The sequence below is a fragment of the Azospirillum sp. VT-I1 genome, from assembly GCF_055698305.1.
The window spans coordinates 199,629-215,514 of record NZ_CP168807.1 but is presented as its reverse complement, the minus strand read 5'-3'; the positions used below and the strand labels follow the sequence as shown (position 1 = coordinate 215,514).

Sequence of the window (15,886 nt, the reverse complement as noted above, 5' to 3'; positions counted from 1 at the left end):
GCGGGGGAGCCGAGGGGCGGCGGGGCCCCTCCTCCTACTGCCCGGCCGGGACGATGAAGCCCTGGGGCGGGCGGCCGGCCTTGTGCAGCGACCACATGACCTGATAGGCGCGCTCCAGGTTGCGGGTGAAGCGGCGGCTGTCGAACAGCGGCACCGTCATCCGGCCGTCCTCCAGCCGCTTGCGGAAGCCGGCCCGGCGGGCGGGATCGCCGGCGAGCGCCACCGCCAGATCCTCGTATTCGGCCAGCGAGCGGGTGATGGTGTCGGGCAGCCCCGCCGCGTTCAGCAGGCTGGCCGCCACCCGCGAGGCGAAGGTTCCGCCCAGGCAGGTCACCACCGGACAGCCGGCCCACAGCGCATCGCTGGTGGTGGTGTGGCCGGTGTAGGGCAGGGTGTCGAGCGCGAGGTCGGCGACGCGGTAGCGGGCGATGTGGTCGGCCAGCGGGCGGGGCGGGGCGAAGATCAGCCGCGCCGGGTCGATGCCCTGGACCTGGGCCGCGGCCTTCAGGTTGCCGGCCGCCAGCGGGTTGGCCTCGAACAGCCACAGCACCGATCCCGGCACGCGCTTCAGGATGCGCATCCACAGGGCGAACATGGCCGGGCTGATCTTGTAGGCGGTGTTGAAGGCGGCGAAGACGACGCCGTCCTCCGGCAGGCCGCAGTCGCTGCGCGACGGCACCTGCTCCGGCAGCGGGCGGTGGCGGTCGTTGATCTGGTAGGCGTCGGGCAGCAGCACCAGCCGCTCGGCATAGAAGGGCTGGTGCTCGGGCGGGGTGACGAAGCGGTCGCCGATCACATAATCCATGTGCGGACAGCCGATGGTGCCGGGATAGCCCAGGTAACTGACCTCGACCGGCGCCAGCCGGCGCGACAGCAGGTCGAGCCGGGTCTGCTTCGTGTAGCCCTTCAGGTCGACCATGATGTCGACCCCGTCGTCGGCCATGCAGCGGGCGACGGCGTCCAGCGGCACGCTGCGGATGTCGCGGAAGCGGTCGAAGGCCTTCACCAGCCGCCGGCGCATGGCGCTGCCGTCGTCGGGGCCGTAGGAATAGGCCAGCACCTCGAAGCGTTCGCGGTCGTGCAGCTCGAACAGCTCGGCCGCCAGGAAGGCGGTGGCGTGCTCGTGGAAGTCGGCGGAGACATAGGCGATGCGCAGCCGCCCGTCGGGCGACGGAGCGCGCGCCTGCAAGGGGGCTGCGGCGGCGCGCTTGACCACCCGGTCGAAGAACAGGCGGGCGGAGCGGTCCTGCTGGGCCGGGGTGGTGTCGATCGACAGGGTGGCCAGCGGGATGACGATGCCGCCGTCCCGGTCGATGATCTCCGTCACCCGGGTGCAGAGCCGCTCGTAATCGTCCCAGTCGCACAGCGTCTGCATCAGGTACAGGTGGTAGCACAGCGCCTCGGTCTTGGCCGGGGACAGCGCCACCGCGCGGGTGTAGGCGGTCTTCGCCCCGGCCAGCCGGCCCAGTTCGCGCAGGGTGTGGGCATAGCCCAGCATCGCCTCGGCATGGCCGGGATCGGCGACCAGCGCCCGGCGCAGCGCGCGTTCCGCCTCCGCCACCCGATGGCCTTCGCGCAGGGCGACGCCGAGATTGGCGGCGGCGAGCGCATCGACGGGCCGCAGCCGCAGCGCGCGGGCGAAGTCGATCGCCGCGCCGTTGCGGTCGCCCAGCGTCAGCCGGGCGGAGCCGCGGTTGACATAGGCTTCCGGCGTGGTGGGCGACAGCTGGACGCAGCGGTCGTGCGCCGCCAACGCCTCGCCCATGCGGCCCAGCGACTGCAGCACGGTGCCGAGATTGCCGTGGCTGTCGGCCAGATCCGGCCGCATGGCGATCGCCTGGCGCAGGATCTCCTCCGCCTCCTGCGGGCGGTTCTGCATCATCACCGCCACGCCCAGCAGCTGGGCGACCTCCCCCATGCCGGGGGCCGCCTGCAGGATGGCCCGGCACAGCCCCTCGGCCTCCGCCATCCGGCCGGCACGGAAATGCTCCAGCGCCAGCCGCACCGCCTCGTTCAGCGTCATCGCGCGGCCCCCGGCGGTCAGTGCGTCGGCTTTCGCGGCAACCTCCGCCGCCACCACGTCCTCCGCCGCCGCCGTCACCCTGGCCATCACCTCGGCCCAGTCGTTGGACCTCGCCTGACGGAACAGGCGCATGGTCGGATACCAGGGGCTGTCGAGCCGGTCGCGCATCCAGCGCCAGTCGGCGAACCATTTCAGCACCACCCAGGTCGGCCGCCCCATGGCGCCGGCGAGATGGCAGACCGAGGTGTCGCAGGTGACGATCAGGTCCAGGTTGGCCATCACCGCGGCGGTGTCGAGGAAGGCGTCCGGCCCGGCGTCGAAATCCGCCCCCAGCTCCGTCACTGCCACCCGGTCGCGCAGCCGCTCCAGATGGTCCAGGCCCGACACCTTCTGCAGGCTGTAGAGCCGGACGCCGGGCAGCCGGCCCATCGCCTCGAAGCATTCCAGCGGGATCGACTTGCCGGTCTCGTTGCCGTGCCAGTTGATGCCGATGCGCAGGGCCGGGCGTTCGCCGCCCTCCAGCCGGTCCAGCCGCTCCGCCCAGCGGGCCGCCAGCTCCGGTTCGGCCCGGATATAGGGCACGCCGCCGGGGACGTTGTCCGGCGTGGTGCCCAGCCGGTGCATCAGGCTCATCAGCGAGATGTGGTAGTCGTAGGCCGGCAGCGGCTCGCCGAAGGCGAACAGCCCGTCCAGGTCGGGGGCGGTCGACAGCACGCGCTTCAGCGCCGGCTGGCATTCGTAGAGCACCCGCGCGCCCATGCGCTTCAGCACGCCGGCATAGCGGATGTACTGAAAGGAATCGCCCAGCCCCTGCTCGAAATGGACCAGCAGCGTCTTGCCCACCAGCGGCTGGCCCTGCCACAGGACGCCCGGCATGTTGCGCTTGCGCCAGACCGGCTGTTCCAGCCGCCCCTCGTAGGCGACGGTGCCGTTGGGGTAGTCGCCGGCCATCAGCAGGCAGGTGCCGAGATTCTTGCGGTATTCCGGCTTGCCGACATCGATGGCGAGCGCGCGCCGGTAGTTCAGCGCCGCGTCGGGCGGATGGCCGAGGCTGAGGCTGACCGCACCCAGGTTGTTGTAGTTGACCGCCACGTCCGGCTCGACGCTCAGCGCCAGCCGGTAGACGGCGCGCGCCTTTTCCCCGTCGCCGGTGAACATGAACAGGTTGCCGAGCGTCAGCAGCGCGCCCGGATAGTCCGGCTTCAGCCGCGCCAGTTCGCGGTAGGCGACCAGCGCATGGTCGAGGTTGCGCTGGTCGAGCAGGATGCCGCCCAGCGCGTTCAGCGCGTCCGGATAGGCGGGGCGCAGCCGCAGCGCCTGGCGCAGCGGCTCCATCGCCTCCTGCGGCCGGCCGGCGGCGCGCAGCGACAGGCCGAGGTTGCCGTGCAGGTTGGCGATGTCGGGACGCTCGTCGGCCAGCCGGCGGAAGGTCTCGGCCGCCTCGTCGAAGCGGCCGGCCTGGAACAGGACGGCACCGCCGTTGAAGGCCTCGACGAAGGCCGGTGAGAACTCGGAAATGGCAACCCCCAACGCTTCGCCCGACTGCCTGCCGCACGGATGGAACCGCCGCATGGAACCGCGGCTTCTTACCCCAAGAGCCCGGTTGGCGGCAATAAAGGGCTGCCTTCTTCGCTCCTCCGGCGCGTCACCCCTGCGGCTTGCGGCCGATGGCCGCCCAGGAGATCTCGTTGACCCAGGCAAGCCGCACGTCCTCCAGCCCGGCCTGCTTCATCAGCGCCTCCACCTCGTCGCGGCGCCAGTAATTGGCGATCTTCGGCAGCATCTGGTCGAAGACGATGGAGCGCAGATGCGCGAAGTCGAAGCGGCGGATCAGGCTTGCGACGCTAGACTCGGGGTCAACCTCGGCCCCGTGGATGGGATCGGGTGGGCTCTAGGCCATCCAGTTCGTGTCCGTCACCGGACGGGATGGGAAAGCGGGACATTGGGTCACGCTCACCGTCTTGCAAATTTCGCGGGACGGTGACGAGCCCCCGCCGCCTTCTGCGATCACAGCTCTCTTCGGCCAGCGGTGGTGGCGGTGCGTTGGCGCGGGTATCGGCTGCGTGTGGTTCTGCGCCGTGCTGGCGCGCCTCGTGGGCGGTCGGGGGATCGGCGTGCCGCAACCGGATGTGGGCGACGCGGGGTGTGGCCTCGGCTTCCACGCCGAGGCGCCGCAGTTCAAGCGCGAACCGCTCGCGCCAGTGCTGGAGGTCGGCTGGACCGGGCGCCAGCCGCCGGCCGTCGGCACCGACGGCGCGGACCGCGATGTGGACGTGAGGGTGCTCTGTGTCGTCGTGGCGGACCAGGACCCAGTCGTGGGTGCCGGCGAAGCTGTCCTGCGCCCACCGGCGCGCCGCGGCCTCCACCCGGTCGGGCGGGGTGCCGGGCGGCATGGACAGCGTGAGGGCGACGCTCTGCGCCGCGTTCGCCGCATCCCGGCCCCGGCCGTCCGCGGCGTTGGCCAGCAGCCAGTCGTCGTGGAGGGCGAGCAGCCGTGCGCGTTCGGTGATGCACTCGCCGTCGTGGGTTTCGAGGAGCAGGGTGCCGTTGCGGGTGATGTAGTCGAACTGGGCGAGCAGATGGCCGGCAACGCCCCGGGCGCGGCCGGTCAGCTTCACCACGGCTTGCGGCGGCTTGGCCGCGGCACCGTCAGGCCGGGCCTTGGCGCCGGAGGGCAGCGGCGGCGCGGCGCGCTCCCGCCCGAGCCGGATGTCGCGGCCGTGCCGGGTTGGCGGAAGCCGCCAAGCATCGTCGTCGCTCATGGTGAGTGCTCGCGAAGAGTGGCTGCGGCCGGCGCGGCCGGACGGTGCATCACCTGCCGTGCCGCCGCGGCCTTGTCCAGCCGGACCCTCCAATGATCCCATAGCATTCTCCGAATGCACCTCCTGTGCGTCCTGCGGCTTTGGAGCCAGGATCCGGGGCTCCGCTCATCGACGCTCCCTGTGGCGGGATATGCGCAGGAGACGATCCATGACGGTCCGCGCGACCTTGTCCCTGTCCAACCGCAGTCAGGCCGTCCGGCTTCCGAAAGACGTGTCGTTCCCCGCGCATGTCCCGTGAAGTCGTCATCCTGCGTGAGGGACCGCGCCGGGTCATCGTGCCGGCCGACAGCGTCTGGGACGATTTTTTCGACTCCCGGCATCGCCTTTCCCGACTGCGACCAGCCCGCGCCGCAAGAGCGCGAGGTGTGGCTGGACGAGGGGCGCGGGCCCTGACCACACCCCGTGCCGGGCGCGGGTGTTCTACGCCTCCTGGGGACGGCGTCCGGCGCCGACAAGCGATGCCGCTCAGGCCGCGTCCGGTTTCGCCGCGGGTGCGTCCAGCGCTGCGAGTTCCTCGATCGTCTGCGCATGGTCCCCGGTGTTGAGCGCCCGGTGGTCAAGAGCTTCGGTTCGCCTTTCCTCGGTCCGCTCGACCTGCTTCAGCACGATGCTCTCGTGGATCGAGCGCGCCGAGGTCAGGCGGCGCATGAACCGAAGAACAGCGGGCCGTCGGTCGGCTGTGTCCGGAGTGCGCCGGCGTCCAGAGTGCGCGGCCATCCCCTCCGAGCGGGAGCTTCGGGAGCGGCGGCGTGCGTGCGACGGGGCCGGCAGTCAGGACACATTGGCCAAGCGGGCATCCGGGCCGGTAGAGGCCGGATCGTCAACGTCCATCCCCGCCCCCTGGAGGAGCTCTGGCCATGCCCGACACCGCTCCGATCCCGCTCATTCCTGACGTCGATGACGACCACATGCTGCAGCGCCTGGGCACGGAGCACCGCCTCCTGCTCGACGCCTACCGCACCCTGTGCCGCACCCAGCCCATCGCGGACGAGCCGCTGGACCGCCTGACCGAGGCGTTGACCGACCTGGAGAAGCGCGTCGCCGGCTTGCCCGCGCGCAGTGCCGCGGGCCTGCTGGTGCGGCTGCATGTGCTGTGGGCCGCCCTCGACCACACCGACGCCAGCCTGTTCCGCCCGCCCGACTCTGGGGCCGGCATTGTCCACCGCCTCGTCTGGGGCGCCCTTGACGACGCCCGCCGCCTTGCCGGCCGGCGGTGACGGCCGGGAAGGTGCAGCCGTCGGCTTGCGGCTGCCTGGTTTGCAGACTAAAAGTCACACACCTGCGGCGTTGGCGTGCATGCTGGCGCGCTTGCGCAGCCGGAGCGCGATGGCGGTGGAGGTATGTGGCGTGACGGCGATCACCGGACGTTCGTACCGGAACTGCCCGCCGCCACGGCTCCGCTGCAACCCGAATCCCTGCCGATTTGCCAAGGAGGTGACCATGCCGCCCAGGGTCCGAGATCCAGGGGCCGGTGCGCCGTCCCGCCGCGCTACCCTTGCCGCGGCGGCCCAGCTGCTGACCGCGGCGCTGGCCCAAGAGGAAGCGGCCGATCCGCTGGTCGTGCTGTGGCGCGACTGGCGCGAGGCCCACTCTACCCTGCTGCGGCTGTCGCGCCGCGCGCAGCGGCTGGAGCGCGGCCTGATTGAACAGACCGGCTTCCCGCGGGTGCCGGTGCCGCAAGACGGGGATGCCCCGCCGGTCTACGCGGCGGCGCCGTCGGACATCGACCGGCTGCTCGGGAGCGATGCCGCCACGCAGGCGCTGCGCGCCCGGCTCAAGCGCGACCTCGCCGCCGCCCAGGCCGCCTGGACCGCGGCGGCCGACGCCTGCGGCTTGGCTGCCGCCCGGGCTGCCGAGGACGCCGCCGACCGGCGCGTCCTGGCGCTGCTGAAAGCCGCCGTCGCCATGCCCGCCCGCTCGCTGGCCGGCATCATCGCCCGGCTGGCGATTGCCACCGAATGGAGCGCTCATGAACCGGAGGCCGACGGTCAGCCCTGGACCGTCATCCGCGCCGCCCTTGCCGATCTGGTGGCGGTGGCCGGCGCGGTCCGGCCGCCGTCCGGAAGGGCGGCGGCGGAGCAGGGCGGACCGCATGGACCGTGACACCTTCGCCCGGCGCGCCGGAGAGATCCTCACGTCGCTTGCCGATGAGGCCGACCATGCGGTGCGGCGCGCCGTCTGGCTGAGGGTGTTGGAGCTGGCGGACCGCCAAGGCTTCACCCCATCGCTCCCGGAGGCGACGGGCGGCAGGCCGTCGCGCCGGACCGTCCGCTTGCCCCCCAACGGCTGACCGATGCCGGCCCGGTCAGGCGCCGGGCAGGGACGGACGGTCGGGTGGTCCGTCCAGCAGCACACCCGGAGAGACCTGCAGCGCGTCCGCCAGTTCCTTCAGGACGGTGGCGGTGGGGTTGCGGGTGCCGCGCTCGATGCCGCTGATGTAGGTGCGGTGCAGCCCCGATCGGAAAGCCAATTCCTCCTGCGACCAGCCATGGTCGCTGCGCAGGCTTTGAACGGTGCGGCCGATCTGTTTGCGGATGTCCATGCCGTGAGCATGGCCCGCTTGCAGCCGATCGGTCTACAGACTATCAGTCACAATCCTGGCGACGGTCTGGACATGAGGAGAGCGGATGGCAGAGAGCCGATGTCACGGCACGGTCGGGAGGGCGCCGTTCCGTCCGGATCACGCGATGGCGCCGGAGCGCCGGCCGTCCCGCCGCGCCGCCGTGGCCGCGGCGGCGCGCCTGCTGCGGTCGCTGTCCCGGCCGCCCGAGGCCGACGATCCGCTCGTCCGGCTGTGGCGGGAGTGGAGAAGCGCACGGTCGGCTCTGCGCAAGGCCGGCGGTCAGGCGCGGCGGCTGGAGCGGACCCTGGAGGACCGGGTGGGGCCGGGCGCCGTGAGGGGGTCGACGATCTGCTTGGCCGGGTGCCGGAAGCCGACCCGCGGCGCCGTGAGGCGCTTGCCGCCGCTCTTGCTCGCTGGGCGGGAGAAGCGCGGGCGTGCGGACTGACCCGTGCCCGCGCCGAGGAGGCCGCCGCCGCACACCGCATGGAGCGGCTGCGCCGCGCCGCCGTCCGGGGCTCCGCCGCGTCGCTCGCGGGCGTTGTCGCCCGGCTGGCGATTGCCGGGGACGCGGCTTCGAGCGGTCCGGACGCCGGCGGTCTGGTCTGGACGGTGCTGACCGGCACGCTCGCCGACTTGACCGCGCTGGCGGAGGGCGGTGCCTGACGGGGCACGGCGGGGAAGAGTCCTGCTCTAAGGAGCGGCCAAGTCCGGCAGCGCCGGCTTGGGCACCCGCCAGCGCTGGAGCCTCGACCGCCGGGACGCTGCCAGCCGGCTTTGGGCTGATCGCGCCAGGGGAGGGGAAGGCAGTCAGGACCAAGGTGGATTGGGACGGCCTGCACGGATGCAAGGCACACCGGAGGTTCCCGACCATGTACAGATACCCAGCCGAAGGCGGCCAGCCGCCGCCCGCCCTCATTCCCCACACTGCCGAGACCGGCACCGCATCCCGCTTTCCTATCCTGCTGCCGATCCCGCTCGCCGTCGTCTCTGCGGGCGTGCCGGAGCATCTATCCTCCGTCCGGCTGGCCCGTGTGGCCGGCACCGCTGTCCCCGCCACCGCTGCCACTGCCTGGCTGCGGGTGGTCTGGCCAAGCGCCATCGGCCTGATTGCCGAACCGCCAACCGACTCGGCACTGGCACCCGCTTAGCCCCCTCGCGCCTGAGCCTGTCCCCATCCCCTGCGTGCCGGCGGGTCCGTCCTGCCGCACGCCCATCTTTGAGGGTCCCGTCCCATGAAGACCATCGCCATTCCCCTCGGCCGGCTGCGGCTGGCCGACACCAACATGCGCACCTCCCACCGCAGCGCCGGCCTGGAGGAGCTGAAGGCCTCGCTGCTGGTCCATGGCCAGCTCCAGCCGATCGTCGTCACCCCTGCCGCGGACGGCACCGGCTTCGCGGTCGTCGCCGGCGCCCGGCGCACGCTGGCCGCCCGCGCGCTGGTCGCCGAGGGCAAATGGCCCGACACCGCCCGGCTCGCCGCGGTGCGCCGCCGCGCCGGCGAGGCCGAGGCGCGCGAACTCAGCCTGGCGGAGAACCTGCAACGCGTCGCCCCCTGCGCTGCCGACGAGGCGCTGGCCTTCGCCCGGCTGGTCGCGGACGGCGCCAACCCGGCCGCACTCGCCGCGCGTTTCGGCCGGCCGGTGCGCTACGTCCGCCAGCGGCTGGCGCTGGCCCACCTCAGCCCCGCCGTCTTGGAGGCCCTGCGCGAGGACCGCGTGCCTTTGGCCGTCGCCGAGGCGCTGACCCTGTCGGCCTCGCACGCCCGCCAGGAGGAGCTGCTGGGGCGCGTGCTGGACTGCCCGCCGGCCGACACCGCCCGCTATGTGCGCGAGGCGCTGCGCCGGCTGCTGCTGCCGGCCGGCCATGCGCTGCCCGGCGTGCTGGAGGCCTACGCCGCGGCCGGCGGCACGCTGACCCGCGACCTGTTCGACGGCGCCGACGGCGGCTTGGTCGACGACCCGGCGCTGTTCCTCGCCTGCCAGCGGGCGGCCGTGGACGCCGAGGCCGAGCGGCGGCGGGACAATTGGGCCTTCGTCGAGGTGCAGGACGGCCCCCAGGCCTGGAGCTGGCGCGGCGCCTTCAGCCATGCCGTGCCGAGCCTGACGCCGGAACAGCAGGCGCTCCTCGCCGGCCTGGAGAGGGAGCTGGAGCGCCCGGGCCTCACCGAGGCGGAGCGCGCCCTCCTGGCGGAGCGGCTGGACGCCATCGAGCCGGAGTACGACCGCAGCGCCTGCGGCGTGGTGGCGGTGCTGGCGCCGGACGGAGCGGTGCAGTGGGTGGAGGGCTTGCGCCGCCGCGAGCCCGAACCGCCCCCGGCGGACGAGGACGACCTGCCGCCCTGGGAGGACCCGCCGGCCGGCGGTGCCGCGGCGGTGGAGGACACGCCGGAGGAGCCGAAGCTGTCGGCGGCGGTGCGCGAGGAGCTGGGCGCGGTGCGCACGGCGAGCCTCCAGGCGGCGGTGCTGGAGTCCCCCGTCATGGCGCTGCGGCTGGCCTGCTTCGCCCTGCTGGCGCCTGGGGCAGGACCCTGCGGCCTGTTCGGGGCAGCACACCGCTTTCCCGCTGGCGCGCGCGAGCACCACGCAAGCGAGGCTTGGCGGCGGGTGGAGGAGGCGTGGGCGGCCTGGGCCGGCCGGCTCGGGCTTACGGCGGGCGGTTACGCCGCCGATCCGCCGGCGCTGTGGGCGGCCCTCGGCGACCCGGCGGCCGACCTGTCCGCCCTGTTCGCCGTCCTGGTGGCGGTGCACTGCCATCTCGGCCACGGCGAGGCCGGCATCGGCCTGGAGGTGGCGCGCGACCTCGGCGCCTCGGTGGCGGCCGACTGGCGCCCCGGCCCGGCCGCCCTGGAGAGCCTGCCCAAGGCGCTGATCGAGGAGGCCGCCCGGGCCATCGCACCGGGCTTCGCCCAGCCCGTCGGCCGGCTGCGCAAGGCGGAGATGGCCGAGCGGGTCGGGCGCTGCCTGGAGCATCGCGGCGATCCCGCCGGCTGGCCCGCCCTCACCGGCGGCTTGGTGTCGGCCCAGAGTGGCACCTTGGAGGGGGCCCGCGCGGCGGCGGCGTCCTGGCTGCCGCCCGGAACCGCCCTTCCCGCCGATGCTGCCGGTGAGGACCCCGCCGCCGCTCCGCTCGCCATCGCCGCGGAGTGACACAAAGCCAGTCAGGACGCGAGGCCAAGGGGTGCCTGGACCATCCGGGCATCCCGGTCTCCCCTATGACAAGGAGGGTTTCAGCCATGGGCCATATCGACCAGATGGAGCGCTACGGCTTCGTTCCCGCCAACCACACCGCCCCGGCCTTCTTCCCGGTCGAGCTGGTGCCGATGAGTGCCGCCGGGCGGACAATCGAGGGCTGGCGCGCCCTGGTGCGCCCCGACACCGGGGCGGTGCTGCATTGCTGGCAGGACGGCTACAAGCTGGTGCCGCACGAGGCCGCCACCGCCGCCTTCGACGCCGCCCTGCGCGCCGGCGGGCTCGACACCACCGGCATGCTGGTCTCGACCGACCTCACCCACGACGGCCGCCGGCTGTTCCGCCAGTATGTCCTGCCCGCCCACAGCGTCGAGGTCCGGCCGGGCGACGTCACCGCGCTGCGCATCGTCGGTTTCAACAGCTACGACGGCAGCCTGGCGGTGTCCTGGCGCGGTGGCGGCTACCGCTTCGTCTGCGCCAACACCACGGTGATCGGCCGCGATGTCGCCGCCGCCAAGGCGCGCCATTCCGCCGGGCTCGACATGGAAGCGCTCGCCCGCGGCATGGTGGCGGCCTGTGCGCTCTATGTCGCCGAGACGGCGCGCTGGATCCGCTGGGCGGCGGTGCCTGTGGACACCGATCGGGCGGTGCGGGTGCTGCGCGCCCTGCCTGGGGCCAGCGACGCCCTGGTCGGCCAGCTGACCACCGCCTGGGTGGGCGGCCGCGAGGACGACACGCTGTGGGCGCTGTTCAACACGCTCACCCACTGGGCGACCCACGATCCCACGCGCGGCGGCAACCGCATGGCGACGGTGCACGCCCGCCAGGAGCGGGTGGCGCGGCTGATCGACAGCAAGCCGTGGGCGGAGCTGGAGGGCAGGACGGCCTGAGACGCGCCACGCCGCCGGCCCGCGGCAGCCCCCGCCTGTCATCCTCCGCCCGTGAGGACCAGTCTGGCGCCGTGCTCGGGGCCGTCAAGGACGCGCTGGCGCGCGCCGCTTTCGCGGTGCCCGTCGGGCCTCCTTGACCGCCCCTGCGCGCGCCGCCCTGCGGGACCCAGGTCGGGACGGAGGGATGGTCTTTTCCAAGTCGAACAAAGGGATATCAGGCGAAGAGAAGAAGAAATGAAATCAGATTCTTTGCCGCATCATTAATTGAAAAATAGCGCGCTTCATTGGTCGAATATAGTGAATTAATTGGAAGATGCAAATAGAGATAGGGCAATAGATCCTCTGCGCCATTGTTTTGTTTGGCGCGTCTGGCATAATAGGTCTTGTGAGGACGGCGGAGAGACCAGCGATCGGGGTCTTCTCGGTCTCCCCAAAAAAGGTGGGCGCAGGGAGCAGCAACTCCCCACGCCCGGCCATCCCTTCCAACCGTTGAAGCCAAAAAGGGACGACATCCATGCATAGCACCGACGCCACCCGTCCGGCCATTGCGCATTCGCATACGGCCCCCGTCAGCCCCGACCCGGTGCAGGCCTACCGCGCCGCCCGCGCCCGGGCGCGCGAGGAAGAGCAGCGCAGCCGCCTTCCCGCCGTTGCCCAAGCCATGCGCCCGGTCCTGCCCGCCCCCGACGGGGACTGGAGCGAAGACGAGGTGCGGCTTCAGGCCGAGGAGGCCGTGCAGGCCATCGCCCAGCCCTTCCTCGACCATGGCGCCCTGTTCGGCCAGGACCTCGACGGCCAGCTCGACCCCGACCGCGCCCTGCTGCCAGCCGCCGGCATCCTCGGCGCGCTCTGCCACGCCCTCTACCGCCAGCTGGAACTGGCCGACCAGCGCATCGACCGCCTCGCCCTGTCCTTGCGCCAGCAGCTCGACGAGGAAGGGCTGCAGCCCGCCTCCGAGATCGGCAGCCTGCGCCTGGAGCGCCTGCAGCATCAGCTGGCCCAGGCCGAGGCGATGCGCGACCTCGCCCGCGCCGCCGCCATCGGCGCCGCCACCGCCTATGCCCGCGTCACCGGCGACGTCTACGCCCACCGCTCCTCTTTCAACCAGGCGGTTCCCCAGGTCACCGCCGCCCGCGTCGTCGCCTGCGACTGGCAGGAGGCCCGCGCCGCCCGCCGTGCCGCCGACGAGCGCCGGGTGGTGGAGGGGTACCAGCTGCTGGTGATGGGCGGCGCGACCGCCGACGAAGCGGCCCTGACCGCCGCCCTCGACCGCGCGCTGGCGCAGCACCCGGACACGCTGGTGCTGCGCACTGGCAACCGGCGCGGCGTGCAGACGCTGGCGGCACAGTGGGCGCTGGAGCACGGCGTGCCCTGCGTCATTCACGCCCCGCGCTGGCAGGCGGGCGGCAAGGCGGCCGGCTTCGAGCGCAACGACGCCATGGTGCGCGCCGCCCTGACCGGCGAGGGGCGCATGGTGCTGGTTGCCGACCGCGAGGACGCCGGCTCGCGCCACCTCGCCGCCGCCGGCCTGCGCCAGGGACTGCGCGTCTGGTGCCTCGCCGAGCGCCGCCTGCTGGAGCCCGGCGACGTCGCCTATCGGCCGGCTCCCACCCAGCAGTGACATGCACCGGCGCGCCTCCGCCCCGTCCGGCGGGGGCGCGCCACCGGCATGGGACATGTTTGAGAATCGCATTGGGGTAGAAAATTTTCCCGGCGGCGCGGGGCGCCGCCGGGGCAGCCGCGGACGCGGCTATCTTCTTCCAGGAGGGGGCCGGACTTGACGCCGTCGGCGCCTATATCGGCGGTCGTGTGTGCCTGCATCGGACGCAACTCGGCCTGTCGCAGACCGAGCTGGGGCAGCGGCTCGGCGTCACCTACCAGCAGATCCGGAAATACGCATCCGGGGTGAACGGCAGCGCCGCGTGGCGGCTGTGGCAGATGGCCGAGGCATTCGACATGCCGGACAGCTTCGTTTTCGATGGCGTGCCGGTCGCCATGCCGACGCTGGGCCTTCGCTCTACCGATGCCGTCCGGCATTCGCGCTGAGACCGCAAGCCCCTCCCGCCACCGATTCCGTCAAGGCCGGCCGCCAATGGGCAACGTGCAGGAGCCATCGGCGACGGCCGGGCCGCCACCCCCGGCAGTGCCCGCCAGCGTGGAACGCATGGCGCCTATGGAGGCAAGGCCGCATTCTGCTTTGCCACAGCACCCTCCCCATCAGCGGTGAGCCGGTCGGTCCGGTAGAAAAAGCCGGCAGGCCAGCTCCGATCCATACCGAAAAGCCCAAGCCGATGATGCGGCACCGGGCGACCCCTTCGGTAAAGCGTGAGCGGAGATGTCCCGACGGCATCAGGCCGGATTTGTCGGCGCGGTCGGATCGACCGGCGGCGCCTCGGGATCGGCTGGTGCCTCGGGCACCGGCTCGTCAGGCTGCTCCTCTGGTCGGCGACCAAGGCAGGTCCCGTCGGGACGGGCGAACGGGGACAAAGCCGGTTTTTCCGGGCGGCGGGGGCTCCCCGTCGGGTCGTCTTTGCACCGGAGTGCCATGGGGTCGCCTCCGTTGTTGAAGGATGGTGGAGTATCCTGAACCCGGAATCAGGCTCTCAGTGGATGCGGCTCAACTGACGGTCCACCACGCCTATGGCAGGCCAACGCTTTGGGAGGGGGATGATCCGGGCCGGTGGTGCTGCATCGGTGCCCAGCCGGAGGACGATAGCTCTCCCAAAACGCACATAAACTTCCAACCTTCACACCTATAATGACGTTTGCACCGGACACAATACATTGGTATTGGATCAATGCGCAAAATTTACACAACTCATTGAGGTGGCGCTGGCGTGGCGCAGGGCCCTTCCAACAAGTGCCCGTGCCCATGAGTCTGGCGTCTGCCGCTGCGACTTCGGGACCTTCACCAATGCCTCGATACTCCAGAGCCAAGAGCGTTCCCTCCCCGTTGGTCTCGCGATGCCTTGCGGAAACCGGCCCGCTCAAGCCACGCAACGTCGTGGTCGACGGGCATCGGACGAGCATGCGCCTTGAACAGGGGATGTGGGACGCTCTCAACGAAATCTGCGCGCGCGAGGGGATGTCCGTCCATTCACTGTGCACGGTCATCAAGAACAAGATCGATGCCGACCAGGCGGAGACGCCACCGTCCGGGGAGATCACCCTGACTTCGGCGATCCGCGCCTTCGCCCTGCGCTATTTCCGCGAGGCCGAAGCCACCGCCACACCGGAGAACGGCATACGCTAGGGCAAGGACCATCTGGAGTCCGGTGATCCCTGTGCTGGTTGACCGGACTACGGGACACCCACCGAATCGTTGGACCGCCAAGCAGCCATCAAGCCGGACGGTCGCTCCAAAGACCGTTCGATTTCCAAAATCAGGCGCGCAGTGTTGTCGGCCGCTTCATCGTGCGAGAAGTCCGCTGCCGCGCGGAAATAGCGCAGCAGAAAAACCCGAAGCACCGCCGTCAAGGTGGCGTCCCCCCGGCGCTTGTCGATCAGCGTGCACAGCGCGTTGACCTTCAGCCCCTCGCGCCGGCAGACCTCCTCCAGCGACTGCCAGAAATAGGGTTCCAGGCTGAGGCTGGTCCGACGCCCGCTCACCTTCACGTTCCGGCAAATCCGCGTTTCAGCCATTCAACCGGCCCTGTGCCGCCGTGGTCAGAAGGGCCATGCCCATGCCCTGCAAGCGCGCCCTGCGCTTATTCACCGGCAGGGCTGCCAGGTCGAGCAGGGCCGGCACCATGCCTCCATCCCCACCCGTCGCTCCCAGCGCCTCCGCCATGGCATCCGACCGCCCGGCGTCCGGACTGTCGGCCGCCGCCAGCAAGCGCTCCGCCGCAACCAAAGGCGACAGCGCGCGCCGCTTGTCCGCCCGATCCCGCATGGCGTCGACGCGCAGCATGTCGTTATGGTGCTGGAACTTGCCATGCCGGTCCATCAGCAGCACCACCTCCACCATGTAGTCGGCAAAAGTCCCTACGTCCTGCGCCACCTGATGGCGCGGTTGTTTCAGCGCGGCGGCTGCCGCCCGCCGGAGCCAGACGCTGGCCCAGGGAGCAGTGATCACCGCACCGGCGTCGATGGTCGATTGCCGGTCACACGGAAACATGCGGGTCAGGAGAAGGGCGTCTTCGGCCCCGTCGAGCGCCGGCCGCTTGAAAGCTTCTGCGAGTAATTGGTTAAGCCATGGCGACGAAAAAGGTGCTACCCGCTTGGCTGTCATCCAACTCTCCACGATACCGACACAGATTTACAACCGATACCAGACGATATCAGCAATCTGTCGGATCGCAATAGAAACGCGCCTATCAAGTGATGGATTACACATGAATTCAGCAAAGAGATCCCCTGCCACATACTTTAGTATGCAAGATATCCGATAAAATCCGTTC

The 15,886-nt window shown here is 71.3% G+C and carries 18 protein-coding genes; 10 read left to right on the top strand and 8 right to left on the bottom strand.

Annotated features, from left to right (window positions below; all coding sequences use genetic code 11):
* Positions 1-34 precede the first annotated feature (34 nt).
* From AB8P05_RS32140 to AB8P05_RS32125, 4 genes are all read right to left on the bottom strand, one after another.
* Positions 35-3,595 carry an O-linked N-acetylglucosamine transferase family protein gene (locus AB8P05_RS32140; RefSeq protein ID WP_472762020.1) on the bottom strand — a complete coding sequence of 1,187 codons (3,561 nt, stop codon included), beginning with the start codon at positions 3,593-3,595 and terminating at the stop codon, positions 35-37.
* A gap of 73 nt (positions 3,596-3,668) precedes the next feature.
* Complete coding sequence (locus tag AB8P05_RS32135; RefSeq protein WP_472762019.1) at positions 3,669-3,806, bottom strand: hypothetical protein; 138 nt, start codon at positions 3,804-3,806, stop codon at positions 3,669-3,671.
* A 73-nt stretch (positions 3,807-3,879) separates the two neighbouring features.
* A complete protein-coding gene (locus AB8P05_RS32130) occupies positions 3,880-4,785 on the bottom strand; it encodes a relaxase/mobilization nuclease domain-containing protein (protein ID WP_472762018.1) in 906 nt (301 codons plus the stop codon).
* A 525-nt stretch (positions 4,786-5,310) separates the two neighbouring features.
* The gene (locus AB8P05_RS32125; RefSeq protein WP_472762017.1) at positions 5,311-5,493 is read right to left on the bottom strand and encodes a hypothetical protein; all 183 of its coding nucleotides are present in this window, start codon (positions 5,491-5,493) and stop codon (positions 5,311-5,313) included.
* Between the two features lie 209 nt (positions 5,494-5,702).
* Between AB8P05_RS32125 and AB8P05_RS32120 the strand changes: the two genes are divergently transcribed.
* Positions 5,703-6,062: a hypothetical protein gene (locus tag AB8P05_RS32120; RefSeq protein WP_472762016.1), complete on the top strand. Its 360-nt coding sequence runs from the start codon at positions 5,703-5,705 to the stop codon at positions 6,060-6,062.
* Positions 6,063-6,116: 54 nt separating this feature from the next.
* On the opposite strand, the gene AB8P05_RS32115 is transcribed toward AB8P05_RS32120, so the two are convergent.
* Complete coding sequence (locus AB8P05_RS32115) at positions 6,117-6,251, bottom strand: hypothetical protein (RefSeq protein WP_472762268.1); 135 nt, start codon at positions 6,249-6,251, stop codon at positions 6,117-6,119.
* 34 nt (positions 6,252-6,285) lie between these two features.
* Between AB8P05_RS32115 and AB8P05_RS32110 the strand changes: the two genes are divergently transcribed.
* Both AB8P05_RS32110 and AB8P05_RS32105 read left to right on the top strand, forming a co-directional pair.
* Positions 6,286-6,948 carry a hypothetical protein gene (locus tag AB8P05_RS32110; protein ID WP_472762267.1) on the top strand — a complete coding sequence of 221 codons (663 nt, stop codon included), beginning with the start codon at positions 6,286-6,288 and terminating at the stop codon, positions 6,946-6,948.
* On the top strand, positions 6,938-7,135 hold the full coding sequence (locus AB8P05_RS32105; protein WP_472762266.1) for a hypothetical protein: 198 nt from the start codon (positions 6,938-6,940) through the stop codon (positions 7,133-7,135). Before AB8P05_RS32110 ends, AB8P05_RS32105 begins: the two co-directional genes overlap by 11 nt.
* 15 nt (positions 7,136-7,150) lie before the next feature.
* Here AB8P05_RS32105 and AB8P05_RS32100 read toward each other — a convergent pair whose 3' ends face one another.
* Complete coding sequence (locus AB8P05_RS32100; protein WP_472762265.1) at positions 7,151-7,387, bottom strand: helix-turn-helix domain-containing protein; 237 nt, start codon at positions 7,385-7,387, stop codon at positions 7,151-7,153.
* 261 nt (positions 7,388-7,648) lie between these two features.
* On the opposite strand from AB8P05_RS32100, the gene AB8P05_RS32095 reads away from it, so the two are divergent.
* The 7 genes from AB8P05_RS32095 to AB8P05_RS32065 all read left to right on the top strand — a co-directional run bounded on the left by AB8P05_RS32095 (position 7,649) and on the right by AB8P05_RS32065 (position 14,739).
* Positions 7,649-8,071 carry a hypothetical protein gene (locus tag AB8P05_RS32095; RefSeq protein ID WP_472762264.1) on the top strand — a complete coding sequence of 141 codons (423 nt, stop codon included), beginning with the start codon at positions 7,649-7,651 and terminating at the stop codon, positions 8,069-8,071.
* Positions 8,072-8,277: 206 nt separating this feature from the next.
* Positions 8,278-8,556: a hypothetical protein gene (locus AB8P05_RS32090; protein WP_472762263.1), complete on the top strand. Its 279-nt coding sequence runs from the start codon at positions 8,278-8,280 to the stop codon at positions 8,554-8,556.
* An 84-nt stretch (positions 8,557-8,640) separates the two neighbouring features.
* Positions 8,641-10,554 (top strand): ParB/RepB/Spo0J family partition protein, encoded by a 1,914-nt coding sequence (locus tag AB8P05_RS32085; protein WP_472762262.1) that lies wholly within the window; start codon positions 8,641-8,643, stop codon positions 10,552-10,554.
* Between the two features lie 86 nt (positions 10,555-10,640).
* Complete coding sequence (locus AB8P05_RS32080) at positions 10,641-11,486, top strand: DUF932 domain-containing protein (RefSeq protein WP_472762261.1); 846 nt, start codon at positions 10,641-10,643, stop codon at positions 11,484-11,486.
* Positions 11,487-12,000: 514 nt separating this feature from the next.
* Positions 12,001-13,107 carry a DUF2493 domain-containing protein gene (locus AB8P05_RS32075; protein WP_472762260.1) on the top strand — a complete coding sequence of 369 codons (1,107 nt, stop codon included), beginning with the start codon at positions 12,001-12,003 and terminating at the stop codon, positions 13,105-13,107.
* Positions 13,108-13,295: 188 nt separating this feature from the next.
* Entirely contained in the window at positions 13,296-13,532 is a 237-nt protein-coding gene (locus tag AB8P05_RS32070; RefSeq protein ID WP_472762259.1) for a helix-turn-helix domain-containing protein, read from the top strand.
* Positions 13,533-14,244: 712 nt separating this feature from the next.
* Positions 14,245-14,739 (top strand): ribbon-helix-helix domain-containing protein, encoded by a 495-nt coding sequence (locus AB8P05_RS32065; protein ID WP_472762258.1) that lies wholly within the window; start codon positions 14,245-14,247, stop codon positions 14,737-14,739.
* Positions 14,740-14,786: 47 nt separating this feature from the next.
* Here the strand turns inward: AB8P05_RS32065 and AB8P05_RS32060 are convergent, their stop codons facing one another.
* On the bottom strand, positions 14,787-15,128 hold the full coding sequence (locus AB8P05_RS32060) for a ribbon-helix-helix domain-containing protein (RefSeq protein WP_472762257.1): 342 nt from the start codon (positions 15,126-15,128) through the stop codon (positions 14,787-14,789).
* On the bottom strand, positions 15,121-15,717 hold the full coding sequence (locus AB8P05_RS32055) for a hypothetical protein (protein ID WP_472762256.1): 597 nt from the start codon (positions 15,715-15,717) through the stop codon (positions 15,121-15,123). The genes AB8P05_RS32060 and AB8P05_RS32055 overlap by 8 nt, the downstream gene beginning before the upstream one ends.
* Positions 15,718-15,886 lie beyond the last annotated feature (169 nt).